The sequence below is a fragment of the Pseudomonas sp. FP2300 genome (assembly GCF_030687595.1).
Taxonomy (GTDB): domain Bacteria; phylum Pseudomonadota; class Gammaproteobacteria; order Pseudomonadales; family Pseudomonadaceae; genus Aquipseudomonas; species Aquipseudomonas bijieensis.
Window position 1 is genome coordinate 771,964 of sequence record NZ_CP117440.1, and the last position, 18,140, is coordinate 790,103.

At 63.3% G+C, this 18,140-nt stretch carries 16 protein-coding genes; 5 read left to right on the forward strand and 11 right to left on the reverse strand.

The features are described from left to right. Positions 1–154 precede the first annotated feature (154 nt). On the forward strand, positions 155–1,690 hold the full coding sequence (locus PSH86_RS03310) for a class I SAM-dependent methyltransferase (RefSeq protein ID WP_163855506.1): 1,536 nt from the start codon (positions 155–157) through the stop codon (positions 1,688–1,690). On the opposite strand, the gene PSH86_RS03315 is transcribed toward PSH86_RS03310, so the two are convergent. From PSH86_RS03315 to cbiE, 11 genes are all read right to left on the reverse strand, one after another. Beyond that, positions 1,665–2,675, reverse strand: coding sequence for an iron ABC transporter permease (locus tag PSH86_RS03315; protein ID WP_116834067.1), 1,011 nt, complete (start codon positions 2,673–2,675; stop codon positions 1,665–1,667). The two genes, PSH86_RS03310 and PSH86_RS03315, sit on opposite strands and share 26 nt — an antisense overlap. Continuing rightward, the gene (locus PSH86_RS03320) at positions 2,672–3,619 is read right to left on the reverse strand and encodes an ABC transporter substrate-binding protein (protein WP_116834068.1); all 948 of its coding nucleotides are present in this window, start codon (positions 3,617–3,619) and stop codon (positions 2,672–2,674) included. Before PSH86_RS03320 ends, PSH86_RS03315 begins: the two co-directional genes overlap by 4 nt. Further along, entirely contained in the window at positions 3,616–4,404 is a 789-nt protein-coding gene (locus tag PSH86_RS03325) for an ABC transporter ATP-binding protein (protein WP_305487821.1), read from the reverse strand. The genes PSH86_RS03320 and PSH86_RS03325 overlap by 4 nt, the downstream gene beginning before the upstream one ends. Positions 4,405–4,606: 202 nt before the next feature. Beyond that, positions 4,607–5,986 carry a PepSY domain-containing protein gene (locus PSH86_RS03330; protein WP_109752218.1) on the reverse strand — a complete coding sequence of 460 codons (1,380 nt, stop codon included), beginning with the start codon at positions 5,984–5,986 and terminating at the stop codon, positions 4,607–4,609. A 161-nt stretch (positions 5,987–6,147) separates the two neighbouring features. Beyond that, a complete protein-coding gene (locus PSH86_RS03335) occupies positions 6,148–8,274 on the reverse strand; it encodes a TonB-dependent copper receptor (protein WP_176688714.1) in 2,127 nt (708 codons plus the stop codon). Positions 8,275–8,358: 84 nt separating this feature from the next. Next, a complete protein-coding gene (locus PSH86_RS03340) occupies positions 8,359–8,757 on the reverse strand; it encodes a DUF2946 domain-containing protein (RefSeq protein ID WP_176688713.1) in 399 nt (132 codons plus the stop codon). A gap of 57 nt (positions 8,758–8,814) precedes the next feature. Further along, entirely contained in the window at positions 8,815–9,294 is a 480-nt protein-coding gene (locus PSH86_RS03345; protein ID WP_305487829.1) for a copper chaperone PCu(A)C, read from the reverse strand. A gap of 47 nt (positions 9,295–9,341) precedes the next feature. Then, positions 9,342–9,740, reverse strand: coding sequence for a DUF2946 domain-containing protein (locus PSH86_RS03350; protein WP_116834073.1), 399 nt, complete (start codon positions 9,738–9,740; stop codon positions 9,342–9,344). A gap of 222 nt (positions 9,741–9,962) precedes the next feature. Further along, positions 9,963–10,700 (reverse strand): cobalt-precorrin-6A reductase, encoded by a 738-nt coding sequence (locus PSH86_RS03355; RefSeq protein ID WP_163855499.1) that lies wholly within the window; start codon positions 10,698–10,700, stop codon positions 9,963–9,965. After that, entirely contained in the window at positions 10,697–11,794 is a 1,098-nt protein-coding gene (locus PSH86_RS03360) for a cobalt-precorrin-5B (C(1))-methyltransferase (protein WP_163855497.1), read from the reverse strand. The genes PSH86_RS03355 and PSH86_RS03360 overlap by 4 nt, the downstream gene beginning before the upstream one ends. Continuing rightward, a complete protein-coding gene (gene cbiE, locus PSH86_RS03365; RefSeq protein WP_305487834.1) occupies positions 11,787–12,998 on the reverse strand; it encodes a precorrin-6y C5,15-methyltransferase (decarboxylating) subunit CbiE in 1,212 nt (403 codons plus the stop codon). Before cbiE ends, PSH86_RS03360 begins: the two co-directional genes overlap by 8 nt. 501 nt (positions 12,999–13,499) lie before the next feature. Here cbiE and cobG point away from each other — a divergent pair. The 4 genes from cobG to cobJ are packed head-to-tail and all read left to right on the forward strand — an operon-like array spanning position 13,500 to position 17,905. Then, entirely contained in the window at positions 13,500–14,864 is a 1,365-nt protein-coding gene (cobG, locus tag PSH86_RS03370; RefSeq protein ID WP_305487837.1) for a precorrin-3B synthase, read from the forward strand. Then, entirely contained in the window at positions 14,857–15,483 is a 627-nt protein-coding gene (locus tag PSH86_RS03375) for a precorrin-8X methylmutase (protein WP_109752230.1), read from the forward strand. Before cobG ends, PSH86_RS03375 begins: the two co-directional genes overlap by 8 nt. Beyond that, positions 15,483–16,214, forward strand: coding sequence for a precorrin-2 C(20)-methyltransferase (locus PSH86_RS03380; protein ID WP_109752233.1), 732 nt, complete (start codon positions 15,483–15,485; stop codon positions 16,212–16,214). Before PSH86_RS03375 ends, PSH86_RS03380 begins: the two co-directional genes overlap by 1 nt. Then, a complete protein-coding gene (gene cobJ, locus PSH86_RS03385) occupies positions 16,214–17,905 on the forward strand; it encodes a precorrin-3B C(17)-methyltransferase (RefSeq protein ID WP_305487841.1) in 1,692 nt (563 codons plus the stop codon). The genes PSH86_RS03380 and cobJ overlap by 1 nt, the downstream gene beginning before the upstream one ends. Positions 17,906–18,140: the final 235 nt, after the last annotated feature.

Sequence of the window (18,140 nt, forward strand, 5' to 3'; positions counted from 1 at the left end):
AGGAAAACGACAATGCACCATCAGTGACCGTATCACCGGCGCTGGTGCAATGTGGCGCTCTGCATTGGGGCGTGGATAAGGGTTAATTCAACGTGAGATTTTCGACCGCCCGACTATGCTGACTCTTCTGCCATTCTGAAGAGGGGAAATCCGTTTGAATGACGCTGGCGTTGCAAGCTTTTTTCTTCTCGATGAGACGGCGGTTTTTGACGTGTTGCCTGACGTTAAACTGGCCGAGCATCCGACATGGATGCATGTGGCGCACTTGAGAGAAGCAAGATATTCGCTGATTCTCATCGCTGGAGAGCACCTTCGAAGTAGTGAGCTGAAGGTGTTTCCTGATTCAACGTTACACATTCGTTTTTCGGCTGCTCTACCCAGCATCAGTTTGGATGGGCTCACATGCTCAGTTGCTTTTTTCGATGATAAAGCTCAAGCCGAATTTCAACTTGGAACTTTTCATTTTTGCGCAGGATATACACCGTCGGAATGGAGGACGGTGGATTTGGACTTGGCTTGGTTGGCAGGGATGCGTGGCCGTCTCTTGATAAAGTGCGGGCCTGGTGCGCAGAACGATCCTACGGCCGACTGGCTGGCGATAGCTGACTTGTGTGTCGCCAGGGAGGGACAGATGAAGGCGCTTCTGGCGAAAACCCATCATCAGATGCGCATGAAAAACGAGATAGCACACTTCAGTAGCGTCTACCGGAACGCGTTTTACTCAAACGTTCAGGAGCGACAGAGTGAAACTGCAATGGGCGTTGCTCGCACCGTTCGCCAATTAAACGGACTGGCTCAGGCGCAAGGGTTTGGTGCGCAGGCTGACATTGTCATTTCGGAGCCGTTTGAAGGAGAGGCTGCCTACTCTTATGCGACTCGTCTCCTGAGGGCGAACGTCCTGCAAACACCGCCTGATTTTCAAGCGAGGCTACGCCAAAAAGTCACGGACCACGGGGCAATAAAGGTCTTGTCAATCTGCAGTGGCGCCGCGCGGATAGAGGCGGGTTTGTCAGCGGCTATTCCCGAAGGCGTCGAATGGTCACTGCTGGATATCAATGAGGACCTGCTCCAAATCGCGGCAAAGCAGTTTCCGCCAGGGATCAGCCTCGATTTGATCGTGGCGGATGCGAATAACCTGGTGCCTACCGGTGAACAGTGGGATGTCATTATTTGTGTTTCGGCATTGCATCATTTGGTGGAGCTGGAAAAGGTAATGCTCTTTATCTCCCGTAGTTTGAAAAATGATGGGGAGTTCTGGAGTGTGGGGGAGGCCGTGGGACGTAATGGCAATCGTTTGTGGCCCGACGCAATAATGGCTGCTGACGCAGCATTCTCTTCCTTGCCAGCGCGCTACCGATTAAATGCCGACACTCAGGTTGTCGATGCTGTCATTCCAGACAAGGACCATTCGATTGGGTGTTTTGAGGGGATTCGAAGCGAGGAAATTACCGCGCTCCTTGAGCGTTGGCTACAACCGGTAGATGTTTACCGCACCAACTGCTTCCTCTGGCGAATGGTTAATCTTGCCTACAGTGGAAATTTTCATCTTGAAGACGCTGAAGACCAGGAATTGGTCATTGATATGGTTCGAGCGGAGCTTGAGCATTTTCGTAATGGAGGCCTTGGGACCGAGCTATTCGGCGTGTACAAAAAGAAGCATCTTTTCAGCGACGGCGCATCAGGCCGATGAAGAATAGCCCGCCAATGGCTGCGGTAGCGACTCCAATCGGCAAGTCTTCCGGGGCGATCAACGTCCGCGCCGCCACGTCCACCCACACCAGGAACAGGCTGCCCAACAGCACGCAGGCCGGCAGCAACCGGCGATGTTCGGCACCGACCAAACGCCGGGCAATGTGCGGCACCATCAGCCCGACAAAACCAATCGAGCCGCTGATGGACACCAGCACCCCGGTCATCAGCGACGCGATCAAGAAGATCCACAGCCGTACCCGCGCCGCGTTCAAACCCAAAGTCACGGCGGTCTGTTCACCAGCCATCAACGCGTTCAGCGGCCGGGCCATGCCCAGCAGTAACACCAGCCCCAGCGATACACTGGCCGCCGGCACTGCCAGCAGCTCCCAGCGTGCCAGGCCCAGGCCACCGAGCATCCAGAACATCACTGCGGAGCTGGCGCGGTGATCTCCCAGGAACAGCAGTAGATTGGCCGCCGCCATCATCACGAAGGACACTGCCACGCCGCACAGCAACAACCGGTCACTCTCCAGGCGGCCCTGGCGGGCAGCGATGGCGAGCACCAGCAGCATGCTCAGCAGTGCGCCAATGAACGCAGCGAGGGGCAGGGTCAGCAGGCCGATGATTTCGCCGATATGCAGCACCACGATGACCGCGCCCAAGGTCGCACCGGACGTCACGCCCAGCAGGTGTGGATCGGCCAGTGGATTGCGCGTGACCGCTTGCAGCACCGCGCCGATCAATGCCAACCCAGCGCCCACCAGGGTACCGAGCAGCAGGCGCGGCACGCGGATCAGCCAGACAATATGTTCCTGCCCCGGCGTCCAATGCACCTCGCCCAAGCCGAAAGCCTTGTTCAGCAAGATGTCCCAGACCACCGCCACCGGCACCCGCGCCGGACCGAAGCCCAGGGATACCACGCACGACACCAGCATCAGCGCGCCGAGGAGCACCAACAGGGCGCCATAACGACGACCGTTCATTGGCGGTGAAACCCCCGCGCCAGGGTTTGCACCGCCAGCACGTTATCGATTCCCGGCGTGGCCTGCACGTAAGGAATGACGATGAAGCGCCGCTGCTTGATCGCCTCCACCGATTGCAGGGCCGGGTTGTTCAGCAGGAACTGCTGCTTCTGCTCGGCGCTGACTTCGCCGTAGTCGACGATCACAATGACCTGCGGGTTGCGCTCGACCACGTTCTCCCAGTTCACCCGGGTCCAACTGCTTTCCACGTCATCGAGAATGTTGCGTCCACCGGCGGCATCGATCAGGGCCTGGGGCATGCCCAGGCGGCCGGAGGTCATGGCGCGGTCTTCGCCGCTGTCATACAGGAACACCCGGGGCTGGTCGGTAGGCAGGTGTTTGCGCACTTCGGCCACCTGAGCCTGCATCGTGGCGATCAGTTCGTTGGCGCGATCCTGGACGTCGAAGATTTTTCCGAGGTTGCGCAGATCGTTGTAGGTGTCTTCCAGCGAGGCTGCCGGGCGTTTCATCACGAACGCGCAGGACTCGGTCAGCTCGTAGACGTTGATGCCCAGCGGTTGCAGGGTCTGCGGCGTCAGGTCGCCGCCCACTCGCATGCCGTAGTCCCACCCGGCGAAAAAGAAATCGACGTTGGCACTGAGTAGGGTTTCCACCGACGGGTACTTGGCCGCCAGTTCCGGCAGGCCATCGAGGATCTTCGCCATCTCGGGCGTCACCGACTTCCAGCCACTGATGCCGCTGTAGCCGACCATGCGTGGCTTGAGGCCCAGGGCGAGCATCATCTGGGTCATGTTGATGTCATGGCTGACGGCATGTCGGGGGGCTTCGTTGAACACCACCTGGCGGTTGCAGCTCTGGATCGTCAGCGGGTAGCGGGTGGCCTCGGCCAGGGCGTGGGCACTGCCCAGCAGCAGGGCGAGCGACAGCAGGGAACGCAAGGTCATGGTTGGGTTATCCAGGTGATTCGTGGGTAGCCGGACAGCGGGTGCTCATCCACCAGGGCGTCGACGCCGAACACCTCACGCAGCAGCTCGGCGCTGAGGACATCCTTGGGCGTGCCGCTGGCGACGATGCGTCCGTGTTCGATCACGTACAGGCGGTCGCAGAAGGCGGCGGCCAGATTCAGGTCGTGGAGGCTGGCGAGGGTGCTGATGCCCAGGCCCTTGATCAGTTGCAGCAATTGCAATTGATAGTGGGGGTCGAGGTGATTGGTCGGTTCATCGAGGATCAACAATTGCGGCTGCTGGGCCAGGGCGCGGGCGAGGATCACCCGTTGCTTTTCACCGCCCGAGAGGGTGGCGAATGCATGCTCGCCAAAACCTGCAAGCCCGGCCGATTCCAATGCCTGGAGCACCAGCCGGCGGTCGTCGTGATTGTCGCCGTCGAACAGGCCTTTGTGGGGCGTGCGACCCATGGCGACCACCTCCTCCACCGTCAGGCCGAAGGCGTCGGGGAACTCTTGCAGCACCACGGCGATGCGTTGGGCGCACCAGCGCGAGGACTGTCTCCAAACGTTGTGATGCTCGAGTTTGACCTCGCCGTGTTCCGGCCGGTTGAAGCGGTAGGCGCAGCGCAACAGGCTGGTCTTGCCGCTGCCATTGGGTCCGATCAAGCCGACGAACTCCCCGGGCGCCACCTGCAACGTCACGTCACGCAGCTGGAACTGGTGATGGCAGTGGCCGTGGCCCAGGGGCGTCCAGCCGAGGTGGGAGAGGGTTAGCGAGGTCATGCATCTACTCAAATTATTGGATCGACACACAGCCTCTTGTGGGAGCGAGCCTGCTCGCGATAGCGGTAAGTCAGTCACATCTCTGTTGGCTGATCCACCGCTATCGCGAGCAGGCTCGCTCCCACCATTCGGACTGTGGTTGCAGCTTGATAGCGGGCGCGATTGTAGAGGTTTCGCGCCGCCTTCCGTTAATGCACCGTCTTCAGCTTGAAGATGAAGCGATCTCAGGCTGGCGATTGAGCCGGCTGACGAGCCGGTCCAGCAACCACACCACCACCAGCGAAGCCCCCACCAGCGGGAACACCAGCGCCAGGGCCAGCATGATAAACACCCCGGTCTTCCAGGTCGGCAGGTCGTGACGCAGCGGCGGCACGCCGAACTTGCCCTGGGGCCGGCGCTTCCACCAGATCACCACGCCACTCACGGCGCTGAGCAGGATCATCAGGCAAATCAGCAGCACCATGATCTGGTTCAGCGGGCCGAACATCTTGCCTTCATGGAGCATCACGCCGGTTTCGGTGGCGCGGGCGACGACGCTGTAATGCGCCCAGCGCACGTCGGCCAGGACCTTGCCGGTGTATTGGTCCACGTGCAGGGTGGCGTCGTTGCGCGGATCGTCGGCGAACACGGCGATGGTGAATACGCCGGTGGAGGTGGTCGGCAAGGTGATGCTGTAGCCGGGCTCGACCTGGCGCTCGGTGGCGATGTTCTGCACCGCTTGCAGGCTGACGGTCGGGGCGGCGGGGCCTTCGTGCATGCCGCCGTGGCCCATGTGCTCGGCATGGTCGCCGGACATCGGCATCGGCGTATTTTCCACCGCCCACGGCACGGTCTGGCGGTGGGCGTTGTTGAGGCTGCCGGCCTCGACGTCGGACTTGGGCACGTCGTTCCACATCACCGCCGGAAAGCGGTTCCAGAGGTTGGCGTATTGCTTGCCCCAGAAGCCGGTCCAGGTCATGCCGCTGAGCAGCATCACCAACAGCAACGCCGCGCCCCAGAAGCCGACGACGACATGCAAGTCGCGCCAGAACAGCCGACCGCGTGCGCTCCAGCGTGGCCACAGCACCCCGGCCGACGATTGCCCGCGCGGCCACCACAGGTACAGCCCCGACACCACCAGCACCACGCCCCAACCGGCGGCCATTTCCACCAGGCGGTCACCGACCGTGCCGATCAGCAGCTCGCCGTGGATGGCCCGGGCCATGGCTTGCAGGTTGTTCTTCGCATCCTGCTCGCCGAGGACATCGCCGTGGTACGGGTCGATGAACACGTTCAGTTCCCGGCCCTTGTCGATCACCACGAATTGCGCGCTGCGCTCGGCGTTGATCGGCGGCAGATATTGTTTGATCTGGCCTTCGGGATAGGCCTGGCGGACCTGCTTGAGCAAGTCGTCCGCCGCCAGGGTGTGATGGCCGGCGGGCACATTCAGCAGGCTGCCGTACATCAGTGGGTCGAGTTGCGGCTTGAACAGGTAAATGATCCCGGTCAGGGCCAGCATCACCATGAACGGTGCCACGAACAGCCCGGCATAGAAATGCCAGCGCCAGGCCAGGTTGTAGAAATTGGGTTTCGGTTGGCTCATTAGAAAGCGCTCCGCAGGGCAAATTGGGTTGAACGATGGAACCCTTTGTGGGAGCGAGCCTGCTCGCGATAACGGCGGTACATTCAGCACCAATGTGTCTGATAGATCGCATCGCGAGCAGGCTCGCTCCCACAGGTTTTATGTTTGCTTCGGGCAAGTTTTTAGAAACTCATATCCACCTTGGTCCAGAGCGTGCGCCCCGGTTCGTTGATGGCCTGGGGATCGCTCGCCGGGTAGCCGAACCCGGCGTTACCGGCCAGGTTCAAGTGCTCGGCGTAGGCTTTGCCGAACAGGTTGTCGACGCCGCTGCTGACCTTCCAGTGTTTATTGATGCGGTAGGCGCCGTTCAATGAGAACACGCCGAAGCCTGAGCTTTTGCCGTAGTCCTTGCCGACCACGTTGCCCTTGTTCTCATCGACCCGGTGCTGCGCCGCCACCACCCGCCACAAGGCCCCGGCGCTCCAGCGGTCTTCGCTGTAGGTCAGGCCCAGGCGTGCGTCCAGCGGCGGCATTTGCGCCAGGGCGCTGCCGTCGCTGCTGTTCTTGCCCCAGGCGTAGGCCAGGGTGGCGTCGGCTTTCCAGCGCTCGGTCAGCTTGTAGGCTGCGCCCAGCTCACCGCCCATGATCCGCGCATCGATGTTCTCGGCCCGGGAAGTGGTGCCCATCATCCCTGGGGTGTAGTCGAACAGAATGTAGTCGCGTACCTGCCCGACGTAACCCGATGCCCAGGCTTCGAGGGTTTCGGTCTTGTATTGCAGGCCGAAGTCGAGCTGGGTGGTTTTCTCCGGCTTGATCGCGTCGAAGGCATTCAACGAACCGCTGGGGCCGGCGTTCGCCGAGAACAGCTCCCAGTAGTCGGGGAAGCGTTGCGCGTGACCCACGCCTGCGTAGAGGGTGGTGGGGCTGTCGTCCAGATCGTGTTCGTAGCGCACGAAGCCGCTGGGCAGGGTGTCGGCACGGGTCTCGTCGGCGGTGGGGTTGGGCCGGGCCGACATGCCGGAACCGATGCTCTGGCGGTAATCCTTGGCCGAGGCCCGGTCGAGGCGGGCGCCGGTGATGACTCTGTCGCGGTCGGCGGCGTACCAGGTCAGCTCGCTGAACACGCCGTAATTGTGGAAGTCGGCGTCCTTGGTGTAGGGCAGGTCCTTATAGGTGTCCACGCCCATGCTGCTGCGTTGGCGATGCTCGTTGGTCTGGGCGTCCAGGCCGCTGATCAATTGCACATCGGCCCAGTGCCAGGTGGCCTTGATACGTGCGCCGAGGGTGCGGCGGTCGACGTTGGAGGCCATGGGCCCGGCCATCATCCCGGTGCCGGAGGGTGTGCGCAGCGTGTAGTTGTCCATCACATGGTCGGCGTAGTTGTAGTAGACCTGCGCCTCGACCTTATCCAGCACGTCACCGATGTTCGAGCGCTCGAAACGCAACCCGAGGCTTTCGCGCTTGAACTGCGAGCCGTCCATGCCACGCCCGGCGTAGCGTGCTTCGCCGTCGCCCTTGCCGGCCGTCAGCTCCAGCAGAGTGTCGGCATCCGGGGTCCAGCCGAGGGTGACGTCGCCGTTCCACTTGTCATAGCGCGACGGCACGGTGTCGTTGTTGCCGTCGCGGTAGTCGTCCGAATGGGCGGTGTTGCCAATTACCCGCACATAACCCAGCGGTCCACCGGCGGCGGCATCCACCACTTTGTCGAAACGGCCGTTGGAGCCGGCCAGCACGCTGGCGTTGACCCGCGTGCCGAGCTCGCCGAACTGTTCCGGCTCGCGGTCGAACAGGATGGTCCCCGCCGATGAGCCGGGGCCCCAGAGCACGGTTTGCGGGCCCTTGATCACGGTGAGCTTGTCGTAGGTTTCCGGCGAGATGTAGGAGGTCGGCGCGTCCATCCGGCCTGGGCAGGCGCCCAACAGCATGCTGCCATTGGTGAGGATGTTCAGCCGCGAGCCGAACATGCCGCGCAGCACCGGGTCGCCATTGGTGCCACCGTTGCGCACCAGGGCGAAGCCGGGAATGGTCTTGAGGTAGTCGCCGCCATCACTGGCCGGTACCGGTTGGCGCGGATCCTTGGGGTTGGTGACGACGGTCAGGGGCGAACTGGGGGCGATGGCGGTGATGACTGTCGGGCTCAGTTCTTCGAGCTGAGCCTCGTGATGCTCGTGCTCATCGGCAAGTACGTAGGGCGTGAGCAGCAGGCCGCACAGTGCGGCGACCGAATGACGTAAACGAACCCGTGGCTCGTTCGGGGGGCAGCGAACCTGGGCAGTGCCCAAAGCGGTGCCAGCAGAAAACCTGGACATGATAATTCCATCGAACAGACGTAGACGACACGGTCGGGCAGCCTGGGGCTGTCTTGTGCGACCGGGATGAGGTAAGTGTCGGGCTTACGCGTCGAGGGGCGGTGCGCGGGTGCGGGCACCCGGGAAGAACGGTTGCCGGGCATGGCCCAGGCGTGGGAAAGGGCTGGTGTAGGTGCTGGCCGACGGTGTGTCGAAGACAGCGAAGGTGTGGCCACCCGGCAATGCGGGACAGTTGAACAGCAGGCTGCAATAGCCGCACTTTTCCCACAGTGCGTGATGCTCGCTCTTAGGCTGGCAGTGTTCGGTCGCTGGTGCGGCATGCTCGGCGTGGGCTCCTGCCGACATGTCCATTTCCATGCTCATGGACATGGACATGGACGAAGACATGCGCTGATCCATCGGCATCGACTGAGAAATCAGTGGACCGATAAAGATCATCAGCATGGCGAACAGGCTGAGCCAGCTGCCGCGTGTCAGGCTCATGGGCTGACGGCGGGGCACGGCGGACCTGTTGCGAGGAAGAGCCACGGGCAGACGCGCTTAGTGCATGTGCTTCTGGTTTTTGTCGCCGCCGGGGGCTTTTTTCTGCACCGCGACGTCGACCGTGACATCCCCCGCCTTTTCGAAATGCAGGGTCATGGCAAAGCGTTTGCCATCGCTGAGCAGGCTGCGATCGTTCAGGTCCAGCAGCATCACGTGATACGCCATCGGTGCGAAAGTGACCGTGGCACCGGGGGCGATATCCACGACGGGCACCGGTTGCATTTTCATCAGGTCGTTTTGCATCACGTGTTCGTGGAGCTCGGCCTTGCCGGCAATCGGCGAATCGACGCTGAGCAGTTTGTCGGCGGTGGTGCCCTTGTTGTGAATCACGAAATACGCGGCCACGGTCGGCGCGTTGGGCGGCAATTCCTGGGACCACGGATGGGCGATTTCAAGCTCGCCCACCTTGTACTGGTGAGCTTGGGCGAAGCCGACAGGAAGCAGCAGGGCAGCCAACAGGATGAGTCTGTTCAACATGGGTGATTCTCCAGAACGATTCAAGGCGCAGGGTTATGCGGAAGGAATCAGACCAGAGGCGAGGCGCGGGGGTTGAGGCTCGGCCATTGCTGGCGCGGTGTGGGACTGTCGAGTTTCGAATGGGCGATTCTGCGATGCGCCAGCTGTGCATCCAGATACAACTGTGGGGCCTGCCCGGTAAGCGCCACCGATGGCGCCGAACCTGAGCAGCACCAGCAATGCTGCATTGTCGAATGATTGTCCTTTTGCGGCGTGCCCTGCTCGAATTTGCCCAGGGAAATCGCCACCATTTTCATGCCGCTGGAGGAGCAGAAACTGCCCCACAGCACTTGCTCGGTCGGTGCACTCGCCATCGCGCCACCGCTGCCGGAAAGGGGCATGGCAAGCATGTTGAACAGCACTGCGAAGCAGGCGATCCAGGCAAATGCAAGCCGTTGTCGGGACATGGGGCAATCCGCTCGGTTGGGCGATCAGGTGGCAGTATTTAGCCTGATCGGGGTTGAGAAGTAAAAAGGCCACGTGCGGTGTAGGGTCGCAGGGCTGGTGTTAACAGTAGCAACAGTTCTTCAAGTGGGTACTGTTGTGACGGGGGAGCTTACTCTCGCTGGGCGACGAAGCGGTCCTCAATCCTGATACAGCATTTGACAGGGGAATCAAACCAGAGACTGTCAGGCCAGATGTCGCAAACCCTGCAATACCTCATCCACAGTCGCAAACTCCCGGTCCACCCGTGCCAACTCCGGTCGCCGCAAAATCAATACCGGCACGCCCCGATCCCGCGCCACCTCCAGTTTCGGTTCAGTGGCCGTGCTACCACTGTTCTTGCTGACTAGCACATCGATCCGCCGTCGTTCGAACAGTTCTCGCTCGCCCTCAATGTGAAACGGCCCACGGGCACCGATCACTTCGCAGCGTTCATTACCGGGGTAAACGTCCAGGGCACGCAGGGTCCAGAATTGCTCTGGCGGGATTTCGTGCAGGTGTTGCAGTGGTTCGCGGCCGAGGGTGAACAGCGGGCGGTGAAAGGGTTGCAAGGCCTGGATCAGTTCGCGCCAGTCGGCCACTTCGCGCCAGTCATCGCTGGCCTGGGGTTGCCAGGCCGGGCGGCGCAGGGCCCAGCAGGGGATGGCGCAGACGCTGGCTGCCTGGGCGGCGTTGTGGCTGATCTGGGCGGCGTAGGGGTGGGTCGCGTCCAGCAGCAGGTCGATGCCTTCGGCGCGGATGAATTGCGCCAGTCCTTCGGCACCGCCGTAGCCGCCGACGCGTACCTGGCAGGTCAGGTCGGTGGGGATGCGACCGATGCCGGCCAGGCTGTAGATGTGCTGGGGTCCGAGCGTGCGGGCGATGGCCAGGGCTTCGGTGACGCCACCGAGTAGCAGGATCCGTTTCGTGGCAAGGCTCTTCATCGTAAAGCTCCGGCGTGGCCAACGATGCCGCCCTGGCGATCGATGGCGAAGACTTCGACCTGGACCTGGGTCGGCACCACACTGCGGGCGAAGGCCAGCGCATGCTCACACACCGCGTCGCCGAGGGCGATGCCGGCGGCGCTGGCCATTGCCAGGGCTTGCTGGCTGGTGTTGGCCTGGCGAATGCCTTGCTGCAACGCCTCATCGGCACCGATGGCGGCGGCCCATTCGGCCAGTTGTGGCAGGTCGATGCTGGAGTGACGGCTGTGCAGGTCCATGTGGCCGGCGGCGAGTTTGCTGATTTTGCCGAAGCCGCCGCAGAGGCTGAGTTTTTCCACGGGTACCTTGCGCACATGTTTGAGCACGGCGCCGACGAAGTCGCCCATTTCGATCAGGGCGATTTCCGGCAGGTTGTAGACCCGGCGCATGGTGTCTTCGCTGGCATTGCCGGTGCAGGCGGCGATGTGCAGGTAGCCGTTGGTTTTCGCCACGTCGATGCCCTGGTGGATCGAGGCAATGTAGGCCGCGCAGGAGAACGGCCGGACGATGCCGCTGGTGCCGAGGATCGACAGGCCGCCGAGAATCCCCAGGCGTGGGTTCATGGTTTTCAGCGCCAGGGCTTCGCCGCCCTCGACATTGACCGTGACTTCGAAGCCGCCGGCGTAACCGCTTTCCTCGGCCAGACGGCCGAGGTGGTCGTTGATCATTTTGCGCGGCACTGGGTTGATCGCCGGCTCACCGACTTCCAGCACCAACCCCGGTCGCGTCACTGTTCCCACGCCGCGACCGGCGACGAAGCGCACGCCGGGCTCGGCGATCAAGCGCACCTGGGAAAACAGCAGGGCGCCGTGGGTCACGTCCGGGTCATCGCCCGCGTCCTTGATCGTCCCGGCCTCGGCACCCTGTTCGGTCAGTCGACAGAACTCCAGGCGCATCTGCACTTGCTTGCCCTTGGGCAGTACGATTTCCACGGCGTCGGCTTCGGTGCCGCGCAGCAGCAATCGAGCGGCCGCCAGGCTGGTGGCCGTGGCGCAACTGCCGGTGGTCAGGCCGCTGCGCAGGGGGGCGGGTTGTTCGGCGGTTTCGTCACGCATCGAGGGGTTTGACCAGGTCGAGCAAGGTGATCGGCAAGGCCTGGCGCCAGGTGTCGAATTCGCCCAATGGCTGGGCCTGGGCGATGTGGATGCGGGTCAGTTCGCCGCCGTGACGTTCGCGCCAGTGCATGAGGGTTGTTTCGCTTTGCAATGTCACGGCGTTGGCGACAAGCCGACCGCCGGGCTTGAGTTGGGCCCAGCAAGCGTCGAGCACGCCCGCGCGGGTGACGCCGCCGCCGATGAATACCGCGTCCGGGCGCTCCAGTCCTTCCAAAGCCTGCGGGGCTTTCCCGCGAATCAGTTGCAGGCCGGGCACGCCGAGGCTGTCGCGGTTGCGTTCGATCAAGGCTTGGCGGCCCTCGTCGGCCTCGATGGCCAGGGCTCGGCAACTGGGGTGGGTGCGCATCCATTCGATGCCGATGGAGCCGCTGCCGGCGCCGACATCCCAGAGCAGTTCGCCGGGCGTCGGGGCGAGGCGGGCCAGGGTGATGGCGCGCACGTCGCGTTTGGTCAACTGGCCGTCATGTTCGAACGCGGTGTCTGGCAAACCGGCCAGGCGTGACAGGCGCGGTGTCGACGGTTCGGCCCGGCATTCGATGGCGATCAGGTTCAGGTCGGCGACGCTCGGGTCGGACCACTGCGTCGCCGTGCTTTCGATCCGTCGTTCTGCCGCGCCGCCCAAGTGTTCCAGGACGGTCATGGGGCTGGGACCGAACCCGCGCTCGCGCAGCAATGTCGCCACGGCGGCGGGGCTGTGGCGATCATTGCTCAGCAGCAACAGCCTGACGCCTGTGGATAAATGCACATTGAGCGCTGCCAGGGGCCGTGCCACCAACGACAGCGTGACCACGTCCTGCAGTGGCCAACCCAGGCGCGCCGCGGCCAGCGAGCAGGATGAGGGCGCGGGGATGACCAGCATTTGCTCACTCGGCACCTGTTTCGCCAGGCTGGCGCCCACGCCGTAGAACATCGGATCGCCGCTGGCCAGCACGCACACCGGCTCACCCTTCCGAGCGAGCAGCGGTTCCAGGGAAAACGGGCTCGGCCACAGCTCCCGTTCGCCGCTGATACACAGTGGCAGCAGCGCCAGTTGCCGATCGCTACCGACAATGTGCGACGCCCGCAGCAAGGCATGGCGAGCCATTCGGCCCAGGCCCTTGAAGCCGTCTTCACCGATGCCCACTACGGTCAGCCAGGGGGTCATCTCTGTTCCTCGAATGAATGGGGTTGATCGACAGGACGTTGCCGCCGCGAACCGGGCCGCCATCATACCGCGCCCCGGCGGATCAGGCGCCTGGCGCAACATCATTGTGGCTGCTAGACCGCTTTCGCGAGCAAGCCCGCTCCCACAGTGGATTTGTGGTGAACACAGGATTTGCGCACAACCTGACCAAACCTGTGGGAGCGGGCTTGCTCGCGAAGGCGGCGGTCCATCCGACATCACCTTTTCAGGCAGACCGCTATCGCGAGCAGGCTCGCTCCCACAGGGGGTTTTGGGTGACCCACAGAGTTTGTGCACCACCAGACCAAAACTGTGGGAGCGAGCCTGCTCGCGATGGCGTCGGTCCATTCAGCATCAGCTTTTCAGACAGACCGCTATCGCGAGCAACAGACAACCTCATTGGAACAGGCCGCCCGTGTTCTTGAGCAATCTCACGTCAATCCGACCAGCAAGCTTTTCATGACCCCCGGCAAAGCAGGCATAATGGCGCTCCTTCGCCGTCATGGCGTGCCTTATCTCGGTCTGCCCTTGAACGAATGTCCATCCTCCAACGTCGTACGCCCTTCCGGTTGCCCGGGGTTGCTGCGTGTCGTCCAGGCGCTGGACGGCGGGATCTGCCGGATCAAGCTCGATGGCGGTTCCATCCAGGCCGGTCAGGCCGAAGTCGTGGCGTCGGTGGCCGAGCGATTTGCCGGGGGCGTGATCGAGGCGACCAACCGGGCCAACCTGCAAATCCGTGGGATCGGCCTTGAGCACGGTGCGCTGATCGAGCCATTGCTGGCCGCCGGGCTTGGCCCTCGCAAACCGGCCGGCGATGACGTACGCAACCTGATGCTCAGCCCCTCGGCCGGGATCGACCGACAGATGCTGTTCGACACCCGCCCGTTGGCCGCGCAGACTCTCGTCACCCTGCAAACCCATGAACGCTTCCATGAGTTGTCGGCCAAGTTCGCCGTGCAACTGGACGGTGGAGAAGCGTTGGCGATGCTCGAGCATCACCACGACCTATGGCTGTCGGCCCTTGTTCGCGATGGCGAGCCTTGGCTGGCCTTCGGCTTGGCCGGCGTTCCGTTGGATAAACCGGCGGGCAGGGTGCCCCTGGCCCAGGGGCATGCGCTGGTGGTGGCGGTGCTGGAGTTGTTTCTCGAGCTGGCCCGCCCGGACCAGATCCGCATGCGCCACCTGCTGGCTGAAATCCCCATGAATGAGTTCATGGCCCGGTTGGCCCGTCGTGTGCCCCTGCAACCTTGTCTCGATTGGCAGCGGGACGTGTCCATCGACGGACTGCATATCGGTATCCATCCCCAGCACGATGACCGCGTCTACGTCGGTGCCGCTGCGCCCCTTGGTCGGCTCGACACCGCCATGCTGCGCGGTGCGGCGCAGTTGGCGCGGGAGAAGGGCGACGGCAGCCTGCGCTTCACCCCCTGGCAAAGCCTGTTGCTGCCCAATGTGCGCCGCGCGGATGCCGACGAAGTGCTGGCGGGGCTCGAGGGGTTGGGCCTGTTGTGCTCGGTCGAGCAGCCCCTGGCGCAACTCATCGCCTGCACCGGTTCCAGTGGCTGCGCCAAGGCCCTGGCCGACACCAAGGCCGACGCCCGCCAACTGGCCGAGCGGCTGCAAGGCCAGGGTCATGCCTTGAAGGCTCATCTATCGGGCTGCCCGCGCTCCTGCGCGGCGGCCCATGTCGCGCCGGCCACCTTGCTGGCCGTCGCTCCCGGTCGTTACGACCTGTATTTTCGCGATGCCACGCTGCCGGGTTTCGGCGCGTTGCAGGCACACAATCTGACTATTGAAGCGCTCGGCCACTGGCTCGACGCTCGCCCCCGGAGCCCCCTTGATGCTTGATTACATCCGCGACGGTCAGGAGATCTATCGCAACTCCTTCGCGATCATCCGCGCCGAAGCCAACCTGGCGCGCATTCCGGCCGACCTGGAGAAACTCGCGGTGCGAGTAATCCACGCCTGCGGCATGGTCGAGGCCATCGACGGCCTGCAGTTTTCCGAGGGCGCGGGCACGGCCGGGCGCCAGGCGTTGGCCGCCGGTGCGCCGATCCTGTGCGATGCACGGATGGTGTCCGAAGGCGTGACCCGCGCTCGGCTGCCGGCCAACAACCCGGTGATCTGCACCTTGCGCGACGAGCGCGTGCCGGCGTTGGCCGTGGAACTGGGCAACACCCGTTCGGCGGCAGCGCTGGAGTTGTGGCGTCCGCACCTGGAGGGCAGCGTCGTGGTCATCGGCAACGCGCCGACCGCGCTGTTCTACCTGTTGGAAATGCTCGATGCCGGCGCACCGAAACCGGCCTTGATCCTCGGTTTCCCGGTGGGCTTCGTCGGCGCCGCCGAGTCCAAGGCGATGCTGGCGGCCAACAGCCGTGGTGTGCCGTTCGTGATCATGCAAGGCCGCCTCGGCGGCAGTGCCATGGCCGCCGCCGCCGTCAACGCCCTCGCTACGGAGATCGAATGATGCAGCAGCCTGGACGTCTGATCGGCCTCGGCGTGGGCCCTGGTGACCCGGAACTGATTACCGTCAAGGCCCTGCGCCTGCTGCGCGAATCGCCCGTGGTGGCGTACTTCGTCGCCAAGGGCAAGAAGGGCAATGCCTTCGGCATCATCGAGGCGCATTTGCAGGACGCGCAGACGTTGCTGCCGCTGGTCTACCCGGTTACCACAGAAGCGCTGCCGGCGCCGCTGTCCTATGAACAGGTGATCGCCGATTTCTACGACACCGCCGCCGAGCAGTTGGCCGTGCACCTGGATGCCGGGCGCGACGTAGCGGTGATCTGCGAGGGCGATCCGTTCTTCTACGGCTCCTACATGTACCTGCACGATCGCCTGGCCGAGCGCTATGAGGCCCAGGTCATTCCCGGCGTGTGCTCGATGCTCGGCGGGGCCTCGGTGCTCGGTGCGCCGCTGGTCTATCGCAACCAGAGCCTGTCGGTGCTCTCCGGCGTCTTGCCCCATGACGAGCTCAAGCGACGCCTGGCCGATGCCGACGCGGCGGTGATCATGAAGCTGGGGCGCAATTTCCCCAAGGTTCGCCAAGTGCTTCAGGAGCTGGGCCTGGATGGGCGGGCGCTGTACGTCGAACGGGCGACCATGGCCAACCAGAAGATCGTGCCGTTGGATGAAGTCGAGCCGATGTCGTCGCCGTACTTCTCGCTGATCATCGTGCCGGGCGAACGGTGGCAGGGTTGATGGCCGCCAAGACGCCGGCCATCGTCATCCTCGGCCCCGGCAGCCTGGCAACCGCCCGACGGATTCAACAGCGCTACCCCGAGGCGTTGATCCACGGCCTGGCTGGGCGGGTCGAGGGGGTGGATCGTCAATACCTCGAGTTCGGCACCACGTTGCGCGAGCTCTATCAGCAAGACACACCGATCATCGCCCTGTGCGCGGCGGGTATCGTCATCCGCACCCTGGCGCCGCTGCTGCTGGAAAAAGGCGTCGAGCCGCCGGTGCTGGCCGTGGCCGAGGATGGCAGCGCCGTGGTCCCGCTGTTGGGCGGCCTGGGCGGGGTCAATGTCATGGCCCGGGAAATCGCCGCAGCGCTGCAAGTCGCGCCGGCGATCACCACCAGCGGTGAACTGCGTTTTGGCACTTGCCTGCTCAATCCGCCGAGTGGCTATAGCCTCGGCGACCTGGAGCAAGGCAAGCGTTTCGTCTCCGATCTGCTGGCCGGTGAATCGGTGCGCATCGAAGGCGCCGCGCCATGGCTGGATCAGGCGCAGTTGCCCGAGGATGAACAGGCACGGCTGGCGATCCGTATCGACAGTGCTGCGGGTAAACCGGCGGCGGATGAACTGCGTATTTATCCGCGCAATGTGCTGGTGGCGTTGAGTGCAGGGGCGTCGGCGGACATCGGCGCGATACTGGAGCAGGCCAGCCTCGCGCCGCAGTCGCTGGCGTGCCTGTTGGCGGCGGACAGTGACATGGCCCGTGCCGAGCTGCACGAAACGGCTTCGGCGTTGGGGGTGCCGCTGCGTTTTGCCGCGGCCAATGGCAACCTCGAAACGTGGTTGAGCGATGCCCTCGGTCAACCGGCGTCGCTACAGGTCATGGGCAGCCATGCCATCGCCGTGACCGCGCAACCCCTCGATCCGCAGCAGATTGGTCGTGCGCGCGGGCGCCTGGCGGTGATCGGCCTTGGCCCGGGCGCCGCCGAGTTGATGGTGCCGGCGGTGCGCGCCGAGCTCGACCGTGCCACCGATGTGCTCGGTTATGAAACCTACATGCGCATGGCCGGGCCCTTTCGGGCCGATCAGGTGCAACACTGCACCGACAACCGCGAAGAGATGCAGCGGGCCCGACATGCCTTCGAACTGGCGGCCGAGGGCCGCTCCGTGGTGGTGGTGTCGTCCGGCGATCCGGGCGTGTTCGCCATGGCTGCCGCCGTGTTGGAAGCGTTGCATGAGTCGACGGATGCCCATTGGCACAACGTCGACCTGCAGATCCTGCCGGGTGTCTCGGCGTCCCTGGCGACCGCCGCCCAGGCCGGTGCGCCATTGGGGCATGACTTCTGCGTGATGTCGCTGTCGGACAATCTCAAGCCCTGGTCGATCATCGAAAAGCGCCTGGCTCTTGCGGCTGAGGCCGACCTGGCCCTGGCCTTCTACAACCCGATCTCCCGCTCCCGGCCATGGCAGTTGGGCCGGGCGCTGGAGATCGTCGGGCAACATCGCACGGCGCAAACGCCAGTGGTGCTGGGGCGCGATATCGGTCGTCCGGGGCAGACGTTGCGTGTCACCACGCTGGGGGCATTGACCCCGGATCAAGTGGACATGCGCACCATGGTGCTGATCGGCTCCTCCACCACGTGCGTGTTCCCACGCGCCCAGGGTGGCGACTGGGTGTACACACCGCGCTGGTATGGCAACAAACCTCTTTGATCAAACCCGGTGGCCCGTTCGGGCCACCTTCACCTGAGCTCGTGATGCCCTGGCTTCTACATGGGCAAGTCTGTTCAATGATTGCTTATATAAAAACTTTTTAGCGCTGCGCTTATTAAGCGGTGAAGAAAAAAGTTTGAACTCCTGCTGGTTGGAAACTTATTGAATTCCTTGTTAGTTGAGCCGCGCGTCAATGACCGTTATGTTTTTATCCAGCCCATTGGGAATAATTGTT